Origin of the sequence: Azospirillum melinis (assembly GCF_013340935.1) — a bacterium.
GTDB lineage: Bacteria > Pseudomonadota > Alphaproteobacteria > Azospirillales > Azospirillaceae > Azospirillum > Azospirillum melinis.
Genome location: NZ_WHOS01000013.1, coordinates 121,644 through 140,803 on the forward strand (window position 1 = coordinate 121,644; position 19,160 = coordinate 140,803).

Genomic DNA, 19,160 nt, shown 5'->3' on the forward strand with positions numbered 1-19,160 from the left:
ACAGCTCCGCCCAACAAGCGCCAACCAAAACCTGGAGTGAAACGCCATGGCATCCGTTTTCGAAACGAATCTCGCAACCGCGGAACGGCTCCTGACCCGGTTCCGGGATCGTCCGCTCGGCCATTTCATCGACGGGCGGGAGGTGCCCGGCCAGTCGGAGCGGCTGTTCGACAATCTGTCCCCCATCGACGGCGGAATCATCAACCGGGTCCATGCCGGCAACGCCGCCGACGTCGATGCCGCCGCGACCGCGGCGCAGCGCGCCTTCCCAGCCTGGGCCGCCCTGCCGGGCACCGAGCGCAAACGCATCCTGCACCGGGTCGCCGACGGCATCCTGGCACGGGCGGAGGAGATCGCCGTGCTGGAAAGCCTGGACAGCGGCCAGCCGATCCGTTTCATGAGCAAGGCCGCCGAACGCGCCGCGGAGAATTTCCGCTTCTTCGCCGACCGGGCGCCGGATGCCGCCAACGGCCTGTCGCTGCCGGCCAGGGACCATCTGAACTTCACCGTCCGGCAGGCGCTGGGACCGGTGGCGGTCATCACGCCCTGGAACACGCCCTTCATGCTGTCGACCTGGAAGATCGCCCCGGCGCTCGCCGCCGGCTGCACGGTGGTCCACAAGCCGGCGGAGTGGAGCCCGCTGACCGCCATGCTGCTGGCCGAGATCATGGCCGAAGCCGGCGTGCCGGCCGGCGTGGCCAATCTGGTCAACGGTCTGGGCGAGGAGGCCGGCAAGCTGCTGACCGAGCATCCAGCAATCAAGGCGGTGGCCTTCGTCGGTGAATCGACCACCGGCAGCCACATCATGGCCCAGGGCGCCCCGACGCTGAAGCGCGTGCATTTCGAGCTGGGCGGCAAGAACCCGGTTATCGTGTTCGACGACGCCGATCTGGACCGGGCGCTGGACGCCGTGGTGTTCATGATCTACAGCCTGAACGGCCAGCGCTGCACCTCGTCCTCGCGCCTGCTGGTGCAGAGCGGCATCCATGACGCCTTCGTCGAGCGGCTGGCGGAGCGCGTCGCCCGCATCCGCGTCGGCCACCCGCTGGATCCCGCCACCGAGGTCGGCCCGCTGGTGCACGAGCGCCATCTGAACAAGGTTCTGAGCTATTGCGCCATCGCGCAGGATGACGGCGCGACGGTCAAGGTCGGCGGCGTCCGCGCCGGAGAGCCCGGCACCGGCGGCAACTATGTCCGTCCGACGCTGTTCACCGGCGCGCACAACCGCATGCGCATCGCCCAGGAGGAAATCTTCGGGCCTGTCCTGACCGCCATTCCCTTCAACGACGAGGCGGAAGCGGTCGCGGTGGCCAACGACGTCGCCTATGGGCTGGCCGGCTATGTCTGGACCCGCGACGTCAGCCGGGCCAACCGCGTGGCGCTGAAGCTCGATGCCGGCATGGTGTGGATCAATTCGGAGAACAACCGCCACCTCCCCACCCCCTTCGGCGGCATGAAGGCCAGCGGCATCGGCCGTGACGGCGGCGACTACAGCTTCGATTTCTACATGGAGACGAAGAACATCTGCGTGGCGCTCGACACACACACGGTGCCGAAGCTCGGGGCCTGAGTCACCGCAGTTGTGAGATGGAGACCGGGCGATGCAGCGGACGATCCCTCCGCTGCATCGCCCTTGCGCGGTTCGGCGACGCAGGGGGTCAAGGCGCGGGAGTCACAACTGAAACAGCGTCGTCAGCGGCATGTGGGCGCGCACGATCGGCGACTTCAGCACGACATAGCTGAAATATTTGTCGATACCGATGTCCATGTCGGTCAGCTTTTCCATGATCTCCTGATATTCGCCGATGCCGGAGGTGACGAATTTCAGCATGTAGTCGTAGCCGCCGGAGACCAGATGGCATTCCAGAACCTGTTCGATTTTCTTGACGGCGGCCAGGAAGCGGGCGAAATCGACCTGCCGGTGGTTCTTCAGCGTCACCTCGGTGAAGACGGTCAGGGTCTGGCCCAGTTTGCTGACATTGATCTGCGCCGTGTAGCCTTCGATGTAGCCTTCCGCCTGGAGCTTCTTGACCCGCATCAGGCAGGGGCTGGGCGACAGATTCACCAGTTCGGCCAACTCGACGTTGGTGATCCGGCCGTTCTTCTGGAGCTGATGCAGAATCTTGATGTCGATGCGGTCCAGCTTCATGGGGAACCCATCCGGTTCGAGGGCGGGAGAGCCGATGTAACGGCAGCAGATAATTCTGCCGGGCATGCCGGGGAAGCTTAACACGCGCAGCCCGCCTGTCGACGGCCGAGTGGCTTTCTTTCGGCAGAACAAAGCATCGGGCTTCCCTTCATCGGCAGAAGATAATGCCGTTCAGTCGCCCAAAGCAGCGCCCGCCGATCCGCGCGCCATGGCTAGATGGTGTCACGCCGAAATCGGAGACCCGCGCCATGCCCGCCCCATTGCAAACCATCCCGTCCTCCCCGAGCCTGCCCGAACAGGCGGATGCCGTCGTGATCGGCGGCGGCATCGTCGGTGTCTGGGCGGCCTATTTCCTGGCCCGGCGCGGGCTGTCGGTGGCGCTGGTGGAAAAGGGACAGGTCGGGGCGGAGCAGTCCAGCCGCAACTGGGGCTGGTGCCGGCAGCAGAACCGCGACGCGCGCGAACTGCCGATGGCGACCAAAAGCCTGGATTTGTGGGAGCGTTTCGCCGCGGAGAGCGGCGAGGACACCGGTTTCTCCCGCTGCGGCCTGCTCTATCTCAGCAACGACGACGGGGAACTGGCGGGCTGGGCGCGCTGGCGCGATTTCGCCCGGACGGTCGGCGTCACCACCCACATGCTGTCCGCCGCCGAAGCCGCCGAGCGCGGCCGGGCGACCGGAAAGCCCTGGAAGGGCGGCGTCTTTTCACCGTCGGACGGCATCGCCGATCCGGCCCGCGCGGCCCCCGCGGTGGCAAAGGCGATCATGACGCTGGGCGGCACGGTGCATCAGGGCTGCGCCGCGCGCGGGTTGGAAACCGCCGGCGGACGGGTCTGCGGCGTCGTGACCGAGAAGGGAACGATCCGCACGACGCTGGCGGTTCTGGCGGGCGGAGCCTGGGCGTCCTCCTTCTGCCATCAGATGGGCGTGCGGTTCCCGCTGGCCTCGATCCGCTCGTCGATCCTGTCGGTCGGTCCCAGCCCGTCCGGCCTGCCGGACGCCCTGCACACCGCCGCCGTGTCGATCACCCGGCGCGGCGACGGCGGGCATACGCTGGCCATCAGCGGACGCGGACGCGTCGACCCGACGCTCCAGCAGATCCGCTTCGCGCCGCAATTCATGCCGATGTTCGCCCGGCGCTGGCGCAGCCTGATGCCCGGCGGGACGGAGGGGATGCGCTCCGGCCACGAGACTCTGCGGCGCTGGCGGCTCGACCGCCCGACGCCGATGGAGCGGGTGCGGGTTCTGGACCCCAGCCCGGACCGCAGCACCATCCGCCTCACCCACGAGCGGGCAACGGCGCTGCTGCCCGGCCTGAAGGGCGCGCCGATCACCGCCGCCTGGGCCGGCTACATCGACAGCACGCCCGACGGCGTTCCGGCCATCGGCGAGGTCGGCAGCCTGCCCGGCCTGATCCTGGCCGCCGGCTTCAGCGGCCATGGCTTCGGCATCGGCCCCGGCGCCGGGCACCTGATCGCCGACCTCATCACCGATCAGCCGCCGATTGTCGATCCCAAGCCCTATCACCCCGACCGCTTCGCCGGTTTTTCCGCCGGGAAAGTGGCCGATTTCTGACCGGCAGCGGAGCTGTCAGGAACGGCCCGGCTCAAGGGCGCGGGCGGCCTTGCGAATGCAGTCGCGCATCAGGGCGTGGCTGCCGGACAGCGGGCGCTCCTTGCTGGTCAGGATGGCGATGGGCATGCGGATCCCCGGCCTGAACGGCCGCTGGACGAGACCGGAAAACTGGGTCCAGGGCAGCAGCCCGTCCACCACCGCCACCCCGATCCCTTCGCGCACGAATGGCAGTGCGGTGATCGACAGGTCGATTTCCACCGCCGGGGCATAGACGCCGCCCTCGGCCTCCAGCGCCCCGGCCAGCAGCCGGCCGGGCAGCGTGTCGACGCGGTAGGAGATCAGCGTCTCCTCCGCCAGATCGGCGAAGCCCAGTTCGGCCCGTCCGGCCAGCCGGTGCCCCTCCGGCAACAGGCAGACCAGTTCGGCATGCCCAACGGTTTCGACATCGATGTCGTGATGGGGCATGTCATCCATCGCCACCCCCAGCAGAACGTCGCCGCTGCGCAGCATGTCGCGGATGTTGGCGATCGGCGCGACCAGGGACCGCACGACGATGTCGGGGTGCGCCTCACGGAATGCCGTCAACGCCTTGGGAACGATGGACATGGAGGGCGGAGCGGAGGCGGCGAGACGGACCAGACCGGTGCGGCCGTGACGCATGTCGACCGTTCGCCGGCGCAACGCCCCCAGTTCCGAGAAGATCCGCTCGGCCTCCGGATAAAGCTCGTTGGCCTCCTGGGTCGGCACCAGCCGCCCGCGCACCCGGTCGAACAGCTTGAACCCCAGCTGATCCTCGGCATGCAGCAGGATCTGGCTCAAGGCCGGCTGGGAAATGTTCAGCATCCCCGCCGCCCCGGTCACCGTTCCACAGCGCATCAGCATGCAGAAGACTTCCAACTGGCGGGCTTGCATTCACGATCCTGGGCTCTGTTCGCCGGCCGACTATAGCGATCAACGAGCCCGAGGGTCGAGCGGTAAGGGTGACGTGCCATCGAGGGCGGCGAGCGTGCCGCGGATTGCGGCGATGCGATCCTTCACGGTGGTTTGCGGCGGCCGCACCGCGACCTTGACGCCGTCATAGAGCAGGCCGCTGCCGGCGGCGGCGGCGAGCGTCGCCGCCACCTTGAGCCGGTCCATGACGGAATCGGGCATCTGCTCGCGGAGCGGCGGATGCACGTCGCTCCAGGCCATGCCGTAAGCGCCATCGCGATCCGTCGCACCGGAAAACATCACGCCGCGCAGCAAGCCGGCGGAGCGCAGGCGGTGCACATGCCGTTCGGGCGCCGCTCCGTCCCGCTCCTCGATTGCCGAGCGGCCCCAGTTCACCGCCATTCCCGTGGGCGTCGGCGACCTTGCCGCAGCAGCGGCTACGGCCTGGATCTCGATGTCGAGGGGAAGCAGGCCCTTCTGCCAGGGCAAGGTCGCGGTGCGGGCATCGCAATGTTCGAGAACGACGGCGACGCTGCCCCAGTCCCAGGACAGAATCTCGCACAGCGACCGCTCCAGTGCCTCTCCACCCAGCCCGGCATCGGCCTGCGCCAGCGTCGGAAACGACTGAAGCTCGACGGCGACGATGCGCTGCCCGCGCGTCAGATAATCCAGGGCGGCCTCGCGGGCCGACGCGACCAGTTGGATCGCCCGCTCACGTCCATCTGGGTCGGGAGAGGCCAAACCGACTGACGGAGCCTTGGCAGCCATCGTCGCCGCAGCCCCGATCAGGGTCAGCACATGCCCTCCCCGACCTCCCCGATTGTTGGGCCTATCGGACCCAAGCGCATCGGCCAGAAGCGGGGCATCCTGCTCCCAGCCGGGCGCGCCCCAGGAAATTTCCAGGCCGTCGACACCGGGAAGAGAGAGAACCTCTTCCAGAAACGCCCTGCGCTCATGAGCCTCATCCGGCTGGGCGGCATAGGCGCCGACGACGCGGAGGGGCTTGTCACGATGTTCGGTGGTCATGGCTGTCGCCCCTTCTCTCTCGCGGGCAGTTTTTTCGCGGGTGCGGGGGGCGCAACCCCGGATCGCGCCCCCCGCACCGGCCGTCGCAGGGTTCAGGCGCGGCTGGCGGTCAGGCACGGCCGGTGGAAGACCGGGCTTCGCCCCATTCGGCATCCGTCGGCGTGTTCAGGTCGCGATCGAGGGTTTCGGGGAGCGAGTAGGTGGCCAGGAACGACACCAGCATGGTGACGGCCATGTAGATCGCGACCGGAACCCAGGAATTGCCGTACCAGGCCAGCAGGGAGGCGCACAGCAGCGGGGCGATGCCGCCGCCGATGATCGACGAAAACTCCCGCCCCAGGGTCACGCCGGCATAGCGGTAGCGGCTGCCGAAGATCTCGGGGAAGAAGCTCATGTGCACGCCGGTCACGCCCTGGGCGGCGACCATGTAACCGAACACGATGATGGCGGTGATCAGGACCGGTGAGCCGGTGTTGAGGCCGGGGAAGACCAGGAACGGCGTGACGACGAGGATCCCGGTCAGCACCAGCGTCATCCGACGGCGTCCGAAACGGTCGGACAGGCTGCCCGTCAGGAAGGCGGCGAAGGACGCGGCGATGGCGGCGGCAAGCTGGACCGGCGGAACGAAGTGCGTGTCGACCCCCACCACATTGATCAGGTAGGAGATCATGAAGACCTGATAGGTGTAGGACTGGGTCGACACGCCCCAGTTCATCAGGATGACCTTGATGACGTTCTTCTTGCCATGCTTCGCGACGACGCGGAGCGGAGCCTGGTTGCGGACATCCACCTTCTTCTTCAGCTCGGTGAAGACGGGGCTTTCGGCGAGCTTCAGCCGGATGACGAAGGCGGCGATGGTGACGAGGATGCTGCTCCAGAAGATCGCGCGCCAGCCCCAGCTCATCAGCGCTTCGTTGGGAAGCTGCTGCACGCCGATCCAGGCGATGGCGCCCAGCGCGGTGCCAAAGGCCGCACCCACCATGATCAGCGACGACAGCCGTCCGCGCTGGCCCAGCGGGGCCGTTTCGGTCAGCAGCGTGGCGCCGCCCGACTGCTCGGCGCCCGCCCCGAAGCCCTGGAAGAAGCGGCAGAGGACCAGCAGCAGCGGCGCCCAGACGCCCGCCGTCTCATAGGTCGGCAGGCAGCCGATGGCGAAGGTCGCCCCGCCCATCAGGAACAGGGTGGTGACCAGCACCCATTTGCGGCCGAACTTCTCGCCGTAATGCGAGAAGAAGAGGCCGCCGAGCGGCCGTGCGAGGAAACCGATGGCATAGGCGCCGAAGGCGGCGATGATGCCGGCCGCCGGGGAGATCGTCGGGAAGAACAGCTTGCTGAAGATCAGGGCGGAGGCGGTGCCGTAGATCACGAAATCGTAGTTTTCGAGCATGGTGCCGATGAGGCCCGCCAGCGCGGCACGGCGCACATTTTTGGCGTCGGCAGGCACATCGGCGGGAGCGTCTGCCCGGGCGATCCGTTCGGTTTCCGCAATGGAGCTGGATATCTGAGACATGTCCTGCTTCCTTCATCAACCACCGCAGCGGTGGAGCAATGAGCGTGCGCGGCCTGAGCCGCGCGATGAGGGGCCGCGCGATGAGGGGCGCGATGGTGAGAGTGCCGGCGATGGACAAGCCGGCCGGTGCGGTGCCAGCGGTCGGGCCGGCGGCTGGCCCAACGTTGGAAGCGTCCGGGCTTGCCGCCGGGCAAGCCCGCGACGGTGTCAGCCGGCGTTCAGCGGGGGCTGACCAGATTGCGCAGCGGCTCTCCTGCCGCCAGCCGGGCAATGTTCGCGGCGACATCGCGCACGCGGCCCTGGAAGGTCTGGGTGGTGACGCCTGAGATGTGCGGCGTCATCAGAATGTTGTCGAGCGTGTCGAAGGGGAGCGCCGCCGGCTGGGCATGGGCGCCGCCGGTCGGGTACTGGTACCACACGTCGATGACGGCACCGCCGATGCGGCGTTCCTTCAATGCGTCGTAAAGCGCCTCGGGATCGACCAGCGGGCCGCGGCTGACATTGACCAGCAAGGCATCGGGCTTCATCGCCGCAAGCTGCGCCTTGCCGATGAGGTGGCGCGTCTCCGGCAGCAGCGGCAGGCACAGCACGACGATGTCGCTCTCGGCGAGCAGGCGGTCGAGACCGTCGGTGCCGGCGACCCAGTTCAACCCCTCCCCTTCGGCCCTGGCGGGCCGTGAGGTGACGGCGACGCCGGAGGCGCCGAACGCCCGCATCAGCCGCCAGACCTGCGATCCGATGTGGCCGTACCCGACGATGCCGACAGTGGCACCGGCCAGCGACCCCAATTGAGAGCGCTGCGATTCGTAGACGGAGGAATCCCAGTGCCCCCGGCGCAGTTCGCGGTCCTGCTGCAAAAGCTGGCGGCGCATGACGACGCTGGTCGCCGCCACATATTCGGCAATCGAGGATTCGTGGCAGAAGGTGTTGGCGCACAGCACGCCGTCGGGCAGCGCCTTGCCGTCGATACCGTCATAGCCGGCACCGCCGACATGGACCAGCCGCAGGCTGTCGGCGGCGGCCCCCATCGCGGCGGTGAAGCGCGGACCGACGAAGACATCGGCGCCCGGCAGGTCGGCGGCGACCGCCGCCTCATCGAAAGCGGGATGCCAGGACACGACGGTGCCCGCGGGAAGCTGCGCCTCCATCAAGGCGCGGTGGGGCAGGAAGTTGGCGTCGGCAATGACCACGCGGAGGGGGGACATGGGCGGAGCGGCGCCCCCGCCGGCCTGCGATTTCCCCTTGGGCATAGCACTCATGGTTTTCCCCCTCGATGGTGTTCCCGCCGGATTCCGCAGCGACGGGGCGCTGCGGCCAGCGGAATGGATTGATTGCCCGACCGGATCCGATGCCCTGTTCCGGTCCGCTCACGCTCCGGCCGGATGCTTCGTGCTTCTTATCGCGGGCGGCGGCGCAAGGCGCCCCATGCCGTCCCGAATCCCGAAGGCACCTGCCGGACCGGTCGCCGATAATTGGGCAATTGGTACACTGGTCTTCTATTCCAGTGGATAGTGCACCGGGCGAGGGCCTGTCAACTGCATAACGCTGGATGCACAAAATGTTTTGTCAACGTGCGACCGACGGTCGCAGGGCAGCGCCTTGACTTCCCGGGCCTTCATGGACCGGGCACCACGGCCCGACGGGGTTTTCCGCTTGGACGCCCACGCCCATCCCGTTGATAGGACGTCATATTTTTCCTGACACCCCCGGCATGCCGGCAATCGCCGCTGCCCTATGCCGACGACGCCTGCCGCAAGTCCGAACACGCCCGTGTTGACAAGTCTGCGCGACCGGCATAATCATCGAACCAGAAGACCAATTCGCATATTGGTCCATTTTACCGGATACGCGCCACCGCCACTGCCGGGCACCTTGGCAAAGCACGAGGCGTCCGCGGGCCGGACAATCGGACCGCATCCCCCACGGACACGAGGCGCGACGGCGCGCCGTTACCTTTCAGGAGAGACCAGATGCGCGGCTGTGTTCTGCATGGACAAAAGGACCTTCGCCTTGAAACGCTCGACGAACCGACCCTGAAGCCGGGAGAGGTCCGCGTCAGGATCGCCGCCGGCGGCATCTGCGGCTCGGATCTCCATTATTTCTTCGAAGGCCGTGTCGGCGATTTCAACGTCCGGGAGCCGATGGTCCTGGGCCACGAGATCAGCGGCGATGTCGTCGAGGTCGGCCCCGACGTCACCCGGACCAAAATCGGCGACCGCGTCGCCGTCAACCCCGGCAAGCCGTGCCGGACCTGCCCGCACTGCCTGGCCGGCCGGGAAAATCTCTGCGCCAACATGATCTTCTTCGGCAGCGCCTCGCGCTTCCCCCATGTCCAGGGCGCCTTCCGCGAAACGCTGGTGGTGCGCGACTTCCAGTGCTTCCCGGTGCCGGCCGACACGAAGCACACGAATCTGGTCTTCGCCGAGCCCTTCGCCGTCGCCCTCCATGCGGTGGCACAGGCCGGCAGCCTGCTTGGCCGGCGCGTGCTGATCACCGGCGCCGGGCCGATCGGCTGCCTGATCGCCGTCGCCGCGCGCCGGGCGGGGGCCGAACACATCACCATCACCGACCTGTCGGACAAGCCGCTGGAGATCGCCGCCCAAATCGGCGCCGATGAAACCGTCAACGTCCTTGCCGACAGCGAGACCCCCAACCGCTGGCAGGCCGACCGCGGCTGCTTCGACGTCTGCTTCGAAGCGTCGGGCAGCGCCAGGGCGGTGGAGACCTGCGTGCTGAGCACCCGCCCCGGCGGCGCCGTCGTCCAGGTCGGCATGCTGGCGCCCGGCCTCACCCCGATCCCGCTGAACCGGCTGCTCGCCAAGGAAGTGACGTTCAAAACCTCGTTCCGCTTCCACGAGGAATTCGCCTGGGCGGTGTCCGCCCTCACCACCGGCGGCGTCGACCTGTCGCCGCTGGCCACGGCGCAGTTCCCGTTCGAGGCGGCGGCCGACGCGTTCGCCGCGGCGCATGACCGCAACAGCAACATGAAGGTTCAGATCGTCTTCTGATCCGGCGGCGCCGTGCCGCGGCACGGCGCATCCCCGCCTTCGGCAGACCGCCTCCAGTGGGCCCCCCCGTCGGGCAGCCCACCCATCCCTTGCGAGCGCTCCATGAAAATCACGCAGCTGGAAACATTGAGGACGGACGAGTTCTCCAACGTCGTCTGGGTCCGCGTCCACACCGATGCCGGCATCGTCGGCCTCGGCGAGACCTTCTACGGCGCCGGCTCGGTCGAGGCGCACATCCATGACGTCCTGGCCGCCCGCCTGCTCGGCAAGGACCCGCTGCGCATCGAGGCCCATGCCCGCGAGCTGGTGAACCTGCCGATGGCGCAGTCCTCGACCGGCGCCGAATACCGCGCCGCATCGGCCATCGACCTCGCATTGTGGGACATTCTCGGCAAGGTCTGCGGCCAGCCGGTGCACCAGATGCTGGGCGGCCTCTGCCACGACCGGGTGCCGGTCTACAACACCTGCGCCGGCTACGGCTATGTGCGCTCCAACAAGATCAAGCCGGTCGACACCTGGAACCTGGGCTCCAGCGAGGGGCCGTACGAGGATCTGAACGGCTTCATGACCGATGCCGGCCGGCTGGCGGAAAGCCTGCTGGAACAGGGCATCACCGGCATGAAGATCTGGCCGTTCGATCCGGCCGCCATCGCCAACGACGGCCGTTTCATCACCGCCGAGCAGATGAAGCGCGCGGTCGAACCGTTCGAGAAGATCCGCAAGGTGGTCGGCGACCGCATGCAGATCATGGTCGAATTCCACTGCCTGTGGAACCTGCCGACCGTCAAGAAGATCGCCCGCGTCCTGGAGGACTACGATCCCACCTGGTACGAGGATCCGATCCGCATGAACTCGGTCAATGCGCTGACCGAGCTGGCCGCCTCGACCAGCGTGCCGATCTGCGCCTCGGAAACGCTGGGATCGCGCTTCCCCTACAAGGACATGCTGGAATCCGGCGCCATCGGCGTGGTGATGACCGATCTGGTGTGGACCGGCGGGCTGACCGAAGGCCGCAAGATCGCCGCGCTCGCCGACACCTACCATCGCCCCTACGCCCCGCACGACTGCACCGGCCCGGTCGCCTATGTCGCCGCGGTCCACTCCTCGCTGTCGAACCCGAACACGCTGATCCAGGAGTCGGTGCGGGCCTTCTACACCGGCTGGTACACCGAACTCGTCACCGAGGTGCCACGCATCGTCGACGGCCATGTCCTGCCGATGGAAGGGCCGGGGCTCGGCACCGAACTGCTGCCGGCCGTCTTCGAGCGTCCCGATCTGCGCGTTCGCCGCACAAGCCTCTAACCGGAAGACTCAACCATCATGACCACCATGTTCGATCTGAGCGGGAAGACCGCCCTTGTCACCGGATCGGCCCGCGGGCTGGGCAACGCCATCGCCGAAGGGCTGGCCGAGGCCGGTGCCGCGATCATCCTCAGCGACATCAACCCCAATTCCCTTGCCGATGCTGCCGCCAGGGCGCGCGACAAGGGTTATATCGTCCATGAGTCCGCCTTCGACGTGACGGACGAGGACGCCGTGGCGCAGGCCTTCGCCCAATTCGACAAGCAGGGCATTTCCGTCGATATCCTGGTCAACAACGCCGGCATCCAGATCCGCAGCCCGCTGGTCGATTTCCCGGTGGCGGACTTCCGCAAGGTCATCGACACCAACCTGACCAGCGCCTTCCTCGTCGGGCGCGAGGCCGGCCGCCGCATGGTCGCGCGGCGCGCAGGCAAGATCATCAACATCGGCTCGCTGACCAGCGAGCAGGCCCGCGTCACCGTGGCGCCCTATGCCGCCGCCAAGGGCGGCATCCGCCTGCTCACCAAATCGATGACCGCGGAATGGGCGGAGTTCAACGTCCAGATCAACGCCATCGGCCCGGGCTACATCGTCACCGAGATGAACAAGCCGCTGATCGAGAACGAGGAGTTCGATGGCTGGGTGAAGAAGCGCACGCCCGCCCGCCGCTGGGGCAACCCGGCGGATCTGGTCGGCACCGCGGTGTTCCTCGCCTCGCCGGCATCCGATTTCGTCAATGGACAGCTGATCTTCGTCGATGGCGGCATCATGGCCGTCTACTGATCCTCCGATCCTCCCCCGCCGGGTGGCGACGCCCGGCGGGGGCCTGCGATTGACTCGGCCGTCAAGGATGCCTAAACAACTGGAGTGATCATAAACCAGCGAACCAGTTCGGTGATCGGAGAGCGGCATGGATGATCCTGATTTCGACGTCTCCCGCCACTTTCAGAAGATCAAGATCCGGCGTCCGCCCGACATCATCATCGAGCAGATCAGCGACCTGATCGCCCGCCGGATCATCAAGGCCGGCCAGAAGCTGCCGGCCGAACGGGTGCTGGCGGAGCGCTTCGACGTCAGCCGCGGCACGGTCCGGGAGGCGTTGCGCCGCCTGGAGTTCTTCGGGATCGTCCGCACATCGCCGCAGAGCGGGACGGTGGTGGAAAATCTCAGCGAGCATGTGCTGATCGGCCTGATCAGCAACATCCTGAATGCCGGCGACACCAGCCCGGAGATGCTGATCGAGGTGCGCGGCGCGCTGGAGGCATTGTCCGCCCGGCTGGCGACCGAACGCGCCCATGGCGCCCAGATCGCCGAAATCCGCAAGGCACAGCAGCGCATGCGCGAACAGGCCGAGGCCAACGCCTACACGCTGGAAGAGGATCTCCTGTTCCATCTCAAGGTTGCCGAAGCGACCAACAACAACCTGCTCCGGTCACTGATCGCCCTGATGGGACCGGACGTGCTCCGCTTCTCGCACCAGCACGCCACCTACAAGGACGGCCGCATGCATGCCGCGGCCAACGAGCATGATGCGATCATCGCGGCCATCGAGAGCGGCAAGCCCGACGAAGCCGAAAAGCTGATGAAGCAGCATATCGACAAGTCCTATGAGCATTACCGCCGCGACGGCGACACCGACGCCACGCTGGCCGACGGCGACGCGGAGCCCGGGAAGCCGGTCCGCAAGCGGCGCCCCAAGGCCGCGGCCGTGTGAAGGCAGGCTTGTAAAGACAGGCTTGTGAAGGCAGGCGGCCGTACCTTCCGCGCGCAGCGTCGACGCCGTCAGAACAGCGGAAGCTGGACGCGGCCGCCGTCGTCCGCATGGGCTTTCGCGGCACGCAGTGCGGCATCCTGGGCGCCAGCCATGGTGCGCGCAGTTCCGGAGCGGACCTGCTCGCCGGCGACGGTGACGACCCACGCCCACATCTCCGGCCCCCGCCAGATCACTGCCAGCTCGCACCCGTGAACCCGCGTCACCGCGTGCCGAATCGTCCAGTCCGTCATCGTTGGCATGCTGCCGGCGTCCCCATCAGTTTCGGCATGATGTAGCACAGGGTCGGGGAAGCCAGCCAGCACCGGTCCGCACCCTATCGGTGTAGATCGGTATCGACGCCGATTTTCCGTCACTCCTCCACGATGCGTTCGATCCGCCGGTCCGGCACCAGCCACAGCAGGATCACCAGGATGTAGAGGGCGATGGACAGCCATTGCAGGACGAAGGCCAGCGGGATGGCCAGGGCATACAGCCCCAGGCTGATCTTGCCCTTCAGGTCGGTTCCGACCGCCCGTGCCACCACCGACTCGCGCCCGCCGCAGGCGATGATCGCGCGTTCGGTCAGGCTGTAGCCGATGGCCGCCATGCCGAGCACGACGCCGTAGGATGCGGTCGCCACCGGCGAGAAGTCGCTGGCATCGAGCCAGCGGATGACGAAGGGGACCAGCGACAGCCAGAACAGCAGGAACAGGTTGGCCCACAGCACCCGCCCGTCGATGCGCGTGGTGGCTTGCAGCAGATGGTGATGGTTGTTCCAGTAGAGCCCGACATTGATGAAGGACAGCACATAGGCCAGCAGGATGGGGACGCGCTCCGCCAGGGCGGCGAGGCTGCCATCCTCCGGCACCTTCAACTCCAGCACCATGATGGTGATGGCGATTGCCACGACCCCATCGGTGAACGCTTCCAGCCGGCCGGCCTTCATGGTCCGAACTCCCGTCTTTGCAGATGACGCCGTGCCGGGACGGCAAAGCCCCGGCACGGGATCGGTCTCGTCAGGCGGCATCCACCATGACGATTTCGCTGTCCTCCAGCGCCGTCACCGTCAGGGTGTCCAGATCGGCGATGGCCGCACCGTCTCGGGCATTCACCCGCACCCCGTCGATCTCGACGGCACCGCTGGCCGGGACCAGATACGCGCGGCGGTCCTTGCCGAGCGGATAGGTCGCCGTCTCGCCGGCCTTCAGCGTCGCCCCCAGCACGCGGGCGTCGGTGCGGATCGGCAGGGCGTCGCCGTCATCGGAGTAGCCCGACGCCAGGGTGACGAAGTGGCCGCTGCGGTCGCCCTTGGGGAAGGGCTTGCTGCCCCAGCCCGGCTTCTCGCCGCTGCGCGTCGGCATGATCCAGATCTGGAAGATGCGGGTGGTGACGTCCTCCAGATTGTATTCGGAATGCGCGATGCCGGTGCCGGCGGACATCACCTGGACGTCGCCCGCCTCGGTACGGCCCTTGTTGCCCAGATTGTCCTGGTGGGTGATGGCGCCCTCGCGGACATAGGTGATGATTTCCATGTCGCGGTGCGGGTGCGTCGGGAAACCGGTGCGGGGGGCGATGGTGTCGTCGTTCCAGACGCGCAGGTTGCCCCAGTTCATCCGCTTGCGGTCATGGTAGTTGGCGAAGGAGAAGTGGTGCTTGGCATCCAGCCAGCCATGGTTCTCGCCGCCCAGGCTCTCGAAGGGACGCAGTTCGATCATGGTCCGTCTCCTGATTGTGCGACCGATGGGTCCTTGCCGCATCGGCCGCCGTGTTTCGCTTGAGAGGACAATAGCCCTGGTCTCCTTTCAGGTTTACCCCTATAAATCGCCGCAAGATGTTCAAGAAAGTTGAACGATGAGCAGCGTCGGCACCCCCAGCTTCGACCAACTCAGCATCTTCCTCGCCGTGGTGGATGCCGGCAGCTTCGCCGGGGCGGGACGGCGGCTGAACCGGGCGGTCTCCGTCGTCAGCTACGGCATCGCCAACCTCGAAGCCCAGCTCGGCCTGCCGCTGTTCGACCGCGAAGGGTCGCGCAAGCCGGCGCTGACCGCCGCCGGGCGGGCGCTGCTCGCCGAAGCCCGGACGATTGCACAGGCGATGGACGGCTTGCGCGCAAAGGTGCGGGGCCTGCACGAGGGGCTGGAGGCGGAGGTCGATCTCGCCGTCGACGTGATGCTGCCGGCCGACCGTCTGGGCCGGGTGCTGCGGGACTTCGCGCGCAGCCATCCGACGGTTTCGCTGCGCCTGCATGTCGAAACCCTGGGCGCGGTCGCCGCCCTGGTGCTCGACCGCCAAGCGGTGCTCGGGATTTCCGGCCCGGTGGCGGCCGGTATGGACGGGCTGGACCGGACGACCGCCGGATCGGTGCCGATGGTGCCGGTCGCCGCACCCGACCATCCGCTGGGCCGCATGGCGCAGATCGCCTCCGGCGCCGGACGCGACCATGTGCAGCTGGTCCTCACCGACCGGTCGCGTGCCACCGAGGGGCAGGATTTCTCGGTGATGAGTCCGCGCACATGGCGGCTCGCCGACCTGGGCGCCAAGCACGCGCTGCTGCGCGAGGGAATCGGCTGGGGCAACATGCCGCTGCCGATGGTCGAGCCCGATCTGGTCGCCGGCACCCTGGTGCGGCTCGCCATGCCCGACCATCCGGGCGGCACCTATCGCTTCTCCGGCGTCTGGCGGCGCGACACGCCGCCCGGCCCAGCCGCCTCCTGGCTGCTCGCCCAGTTCGTGCAGCTGGGAGCCGGCGACCGAGAGGAGGACGGCTTCACCGACCTCTGATGGACGGTTCCCGGTATCGCCGCACCGGCGTCAGGCCGCAACCGGTGCGGTCGAGGCCGGGTGAAGGGCGCAGAACGCGGTGCCTGCCAGCACCAGCGCGCCGACGACGACCAGGGGCAGCACCAGACCGCTCTGCATGACCATGACGGCGCCGAGCGCGGCACCGAGGAAGATCGCCGCCACGCTGGCCATCCGGCGTCGCGCATTGGTGTTCGCCCCGCCGGCAAGGCCGGAATCGGCGGCCAGTCCGGTCAGGGTCAGGGTGAGGACCGTCGTCGTCAGATCGGGAACCTTCATCTGCCGGACCGTGGCGTTGCGGAACCCCATGGCGAAACCGGTCAGGGCGATGATCGCGTAGAGGGCGACCGCCGGAGCCTGCGTTCCGACATCGAAGCCCGCGGCGACGGCAGCGGCGATCCAGAACAGGGCCGTTTCGAACAGGGCGGCGGTCAGCAGCCAATGCCGCATCGGCCGGCCGGCGAATGTCCTGCCGAGCCGGCCGGCGATCAGGGCGCCGGTCAGGAAGGACAGCAGCGCCGCCACCGCCGGCAGAACCCGGAAGCCTGGCGTACCGACGACGGCGAAGCCGAGAAAGACGATGTTGCCGGTCATGTTGGCAGTGAAGACCTTGCCCAGGCCAAGCACGCTGACGGCATCGACGAGCCCCGTCGTCACCGACAGCAGCAGCAGGAGGATGGGCAGTGGGGAGGTGCCGGATGCGGCCGGTGCGGACATGGCTGTCGTTTCCTGCGGTTTCTTCGGGCGAAGGGGGCAGTATCGGCGGCGGCGGCCGGCATGGTCTTGTCGCATCGGCACGACCTTGGACCATTCTGGACCTTCCGGCAGGTCTGGCCGCATGGCGAACAGCCTCGACAGGATGGACGGATGGGTTAGGCTGCCGGACTTCCCGGTCGTCACCAGCCCTCATCCCGATGAACAGCAGCACCATCCGCTTTTCGGACACACAACTGGAAGAGCGCCGCCCGGTCTGGGAAGCGTTGTCGACGATGTATCTGGACACGGACGTTGCGCTGTCCCGCGCATGGCGGGTGCAGGTTCTTTCGGCCTCGCCCTACAGCCTGGAGGAGATGGACGCCATCCTTCGGGAGGAGATCCACCCCGTCTGCTTTTCGAACCTGCTCCAGCCTGCCGGTGAATGGGCCGGCTTCGATCCCGCCATGCTTGAGCAGGCGATCCGAGGTCGCCGGACGCGCTGGCGCTCCAGGCTGCTGGCGAGGCTCAGCCTGGCCCTGCCGGGGTGCTTCCCGAGGGAGGAATGGACGGTCACGCGCCGGGAGATCGCCTGTCGGCGCAAGCCGGCGCGGGGCATCGCAAACGTGAGGGGCACCATGCAGCGGCCCCCCAGCTGAGGCCGGGCACCCACGTCATAGCGTCGTTCCGATATCGGACAATGTATCGCAAACGCTACACAACCCGAAATAACGTACTATCTATGAGACGCAAACCGGCTCGACCCGAGACGTCGTTCCGATCTGCATCACGTCACGCACATGAGACCCAATTCCCCGATCGCGTATCAGGTGTAAGACGATGAAAGCCCAAGACGGAACCCACAGGACCAAAGGGTCGCCGGTCTATCCGGCGGTGGCTCGGGCAATCGGGAAGCTCGGCCAGGACATCTCTCTCGCACGCCGGTCGCGCCGCATTCCGGCCGAGGATTTCGCGCGGGCGATGGGCGTGTCCCGAGCAACCCTGCATCGGCTGGAGAAGGGCGATGCCGGCGTCTCGCTCAACACGCTCGCGATGGCGCTCAACGCTCTCGGCCGGTTGGATCTGCTCACGAACCTCCTCGACCAGACGAAAGACGACGTTGCCTTGATGATGCTCCGCCAGGACGTGCCGACCCGCGTCTCGAAGCCTCGGGCGAAGAAAAACGGGTCTAAGCCCGATGACGCCACGACCGGCCCCATCGTCTCCAACGACGAGGTGGAGGGTTGGTGAGATGACGACACGGAGGATCGACGTCCGGCTCGGAACGAATGCCGTTCCCGTGGGAGAGTTCATCCACGAGAGCACGGGCACCCGCGAAACGTCCGCATTCACCTATCATGCCTCGTGGCTGGACAACCCGCGGGCCTTCGCCATCGCGCCCGACCTGCCGCTCCAGGTGGCTCCGTTCTACCACGCGCGCACGGGCAACGCCTCCGCGCTTCCCGGCCCGATTGCCGATGGTTCCCCGGATTCGTGGGGCCGTGCCATCATCAGGATGGCGCTGGGCGGCCGCGTGGACTCGGAACTCGACTACCTGTTGGAGGCCGACGACGAACTCCGCTCCGGAGCGCTTCGCTACTTCGACAAGCCGGGCACTGCCGGGAAGCCGCTCGCACCTCCCAGGGAGGCGGGCGAGATCTCCATTCCGCGCCTTTTCGACCTCGAGCAGATCGTGGCCGAGTCCCGTGCGTTCGAGGCGGACCCCATCCACTACCGGGAGAGCCGGGCGAAGATGCTTCACGGCGGTCTGCTCAAGACCGCCATCGGATCGCTCCGACCGGCCAGCGCTTTCCCGTCGTGATCATCCGGCGTTTCGACCGCATTGCCGGCCGCGCGGCCGGTCAGCCGCATGCCCGTGTCCCCTTCATCTCGGCGCAGACCTTCATGGGGCTGCGCGGTGCCGAGCCGGGCAACTACGTCGATCTGGCCCAGCGGATGCTCACGCACTGCGCAGCCCCACGGACCGACATCCGCGAACTCTTCCGGCGGGTGATGTTCGGCATCCTGATCCGGAACACCGACGACCATCTGCGGAACCACGGTTTCCTCGCCGCGCCCGGAGGCAAATGGACCCTCTCTCCGGCGTTCGACGTGAACCCGGTTCCGGAGGAGGGCACCCTGAAAATCGCCATCTCCGAAATCCACGGCAACGACCTCAGCGTGGCCCGGCTGATCGAGGCCGCTCCGTATTTCCAGACGAGCGAGGACGAGGCCCGCAAGATCGCCATCGGCATGGCCAATGCGATTTCCGCCGGGTGGCGGCAAATCGGAACGAGGCTCGGCATGACCGGGCAGGACATGCGGGCCATCGCCCCGGCGATGGAGAACCGCCAGATCGAGGAAGCGCTTGCGCTCGGGCGAACGACGGCTCCCGGCGCCACCATCCCGTGAGGCG

The 19,160-nt window shown here is 67.4% G+C and carries 20 protein-coding genes; 11 read left to right on the plus strand and 9 right to left on the minus strand.

All coding sequences use genetic code 11. The annotated features are described in order from the left end of the window. Positions 1-46 precede the first annotated feature (46 nt). Positions 47-1,570: a 5-carboxymethyl-2-hydroxymuconate semialdehyde dehydrogenase gene (gene hpaE / locus GBZ48_RS12510; protein WP_174471348.1), complete on the plus strand. Its 1,524-nt coding sequence runs from the start codon at positions 47-49 to the stop codon at positions 1,568-1,570. 102 nt (positions 1,571-1,672) lie between these two features. Here the strand turns inward: hpaE and GBZ48_RS12515 are convergent, their stop codons facing one another. Continuing rightward, entirely contained in the window at positions 1,673-2,149 is a 477-nt protein-coding gene (locus tag GBZ48_RS12515) for an Lrp/AsnC family transcriptional regulator (RefSeq protein WP_174471349.1), read from the minus strand. A 248-nt stretch (positions 2,150-2,397) separates the two neighbouring features. On the opposite strand from GBZ48_RS12515, the gene GBZ48_RS12520 reads away from it, so the two are divergent. Beyond that, positions 2,398-3,723 carry an NAD(P)/FAD-dependent oxidoreductase gene (locus GBZ48_RS12520; RefSeq protein WP_174471350.1) on the plus strand — a complete coding sequence of 442 codons (1,326 nt, stop codon included), beginning with the start codon at positions 2,398-2,400 and terminating at the stop codon, positions 3,721-3,723. Positions 3,724-3,738: 15 nt separating this feature from the next. Here the strand turns inward: GBZ48_RS12520 and GBZ48_RS12525 are convergent, their stop codons facing one another. The 4 genes from GBZ48_RS12525 to GBZ48_RS12540 all read right to left on the minus strand — a co-directional run bounded on the left by GBZ48_RS12525 (position 3,739) and on the right by GBZ48_RS12540 (position 8,394). Next, on the minus strand, positions 3,739-4,635 hold the full coding sequence (locus tag GBZ48_RS12525) for a LysR family transcriptional regulator (protein ID WP_174471351.1): 897 nt from the start codon (positions 4,633-4,635) through the stop codon (positions 3,739-3,741). A 39-nt stretch (positions 4,636-4,674) separates the two neighbouring features. Then, entirely contained in the window at positions 4,675-5,679 is a 1,005-nt protein-coding gene (locus GBZ48_RS12530) for a DUF4862 family protein (RefSeq protein WP_174471352.1), read from the minus strand. Between the two features lie 109 nt (positions 5,680-5,788). Next, on the minus strand, positions 5,789-7,189 hold the full coding sequence (locus tag GBZ48_RS12535) for an MFS transporter (protein ID WP_174471353.1): 1,401 nt from the start codon (positions 7,187-7,189) through the stop codon (positions 5,789-5,791). Positions 7,190-7,407: 218 nt separating this feature from the next. Further along, the gene (locus GBZ48_RS12540; protein WP_209798339.1) at positions 7,408-8,394 is read right to left on the minus strand and encodes a 2-hydroxyacid dehydrogenase; all 987 of its coding nucleotides are present in this window, start codon (positions 8,392-8,394) and stop codon (positions 7,408-7,410) included. Positions 8,395-9,159: 765 nt separating this feature from the next. Here GBZ48_RS12540 and GBZ48_RS12545 point away from each other — a divergent pair. The 4 genes from GBZ48_RS12545 to GBZ48_RS12560 all read left to right on the plus strand — a co-directional run bounded on the left by GBZ48_RS12545 (position 9,160) and on the right by GBZ48_RS12560 (position 13,213). Further along, positions 9,160-10,197: an L-idonate 5-dehydrogenase gene (locus tag GBZ48_RS12545; protein WP_174471354.1), complete on the plus strand. Its 1,038-nt coding sequence runs from the start codon at positions 9,160-9,162 to the stop codon at positions 10,195-10,197. 102 nt (positions 10,198-10,299) lie between these two features. Further along, positions 10,300-11,499: a mandelate racemase/muconate lactonizing enzyme family protein gene (locus GBZ48_RS12550; protein WP_174471355.1), complete on the plus strand. Its 1,200-nt coding sequence runs from the start codon at positions 10,300-10,302 to the stop codon at positions 11,497-11,499. An 18-nt stretch (positions 11,500-11,517) separates the two neighbouring features. After that, positions 11,518-12,282, plus strand: coding sequence for an SDR family oxidoreductase (locus GBZ48_RS12555; RefSeq protein ID WP_174471356.1), 765 nt, complete (start codon positions 11,518-11,520; stop codon positions 12,280-12,282). A gap of 127 nt (positions 12,283-12,409) precedes the next feature. Beyond that, positions 12,410-13,213: a FadR/GntR family transcriptional regulator gene (locus GBZ48_RS12560; protein ID WP_174471357.1), complete on the plus strand. Its 804-nt coding sequence runs from the start codon at positions 12,410-12,412 to the stop codon at positions 13,211-13,213. A gap of 68 nt (positions 13,214-13,281) precedes the next feature. Here GBZ48_RS12560 and GBZ48_RS12565 read toward each other — a convergent pair whose 3' ends face one another. The 3 genes from GBZ48_RS12565 to GBZ48_RS12575 form a co-directional block, all read right to left on the minus strand. Next, on the minus strand, positions 13,282-13,512 hold the full coding sequence (locus GBZ48_RS12565) for a hypothetical protein (protein WP_174471358.1): 231 nt from the start codon (positions 13,510-13,512) through the stop codon (positions 13,282-13,284). A gap of 110 nt (positions 13,513-13,622) precedes the next feature. Next, a complete protein-coding gene (locus GBZ48_RS12570; protein ID WP_174471359.1) occupies positions 13,623-14,198 on the minus strand; it encodes a TMEM175 family protein in 576 nt (191 codons plus the stop codon). A 70-nt stretch (positions 14,199-14,268) separates the two neighbouring features. Continuing rightward, a complete protein-coding gene (locus GBZ48_RS12575; protein WP_174471360.1) occupies positions 14,269-14,967 on the minus strand; it encodes a pirin family protein in 699 nt (232 codons plus the stop codon). Positions 14,968-15,103: 136 nt separating this feature from the next. Between GBZ48_RS12575 and GBZ48_RS12580 the strand changes: the two genes are divergently transcribed. Further along, positions 15,104-16,033: a LysR family transcriptional regulator gene (locus GBZ48_RS12580; RefSeq protein WP_174471361.1), complete on the plus strand. Its 930-nt coding sequence runs from the start codon at positions 15,104-15,106 to the stop codon at positions 16,031-16,033. 30 nt (positions 16,034-16,063) lie between these two features. Here the strand turns inward: GBZ48_RS12580 and GBZ48_RS12585 are convergent, their stop codons facing one another. Further along, positions 16,064-16,768, minus strand: coding sequence for a YoaK family protein (locus GBZ48_RS12585; protein WP_174471362.1), 705 nt, complete (start codon positions 16,766-16,768; stop codon positions 16,064-16,066). 197 nt (positions 16,769-16,965) lie between these two features. Here GBZ48_RS12585 and GBZ48_RS12590 point away from each other — a divergent pair, with 197 nt between their 5' ends. The 4 genes from GBZ48_RS12590 (at position 16,966) to GBZ48_RS36205 (ending at position 19,156) form a co-directional block, all read left to right on the plus strand. After that, positions 16,966-17,403, plus strand: coding sequence for a DUF7079 family protein (locus GBZ48_RS12590; protein ID WP_174471363.1), 438 nt, complete (start codon positions 16,966-16,968; stop codon positions 17,401-17,403). Positions 17,404-17,584: 181 nt separating this feature from the next. Beyond that, the gene (locus GBZ48_RS12595) at positions 17,585-17,995 is read left to right on the plus strand and encodes a helix-turn-helix domain-containing protein (RefSeq protein WP_174471364.1); all 411 of its coding nucleotides are present in this window, start codon (positions 17,585-17,587) and stop codon (positions 17,993-17,995) included. A gap of 1 nt (position 17,996) precedes the next feature. Further along, entirely contained in the window at positions 17,997-18,566 is a 570-nt protein-coding gene (locus tag GBZ48_RS36200) for a HipA N-terminal domain-containing protein (protein WP_174471365.1), read from the plus strand. Then, the gene (locus GBZ48_RS36205) at positions 18,563-19,156 is read left to right on the plus strand and encodes a HipA domain-containing protein (protein WP_174471366.1); all 594 of its coding nucleotides are present in this window, start codon (positions 18,563-18,565) and stop codon (positions 19,154-19,156) included. The genes GBZ48_RS36200 and GBZ48_RS36205 overlap by 4 nt, the downstream gene beginning before the upstream one ends. The last annotated feature ends 4 nt before the right edge of the window (positions 19,157-19,160 follow it).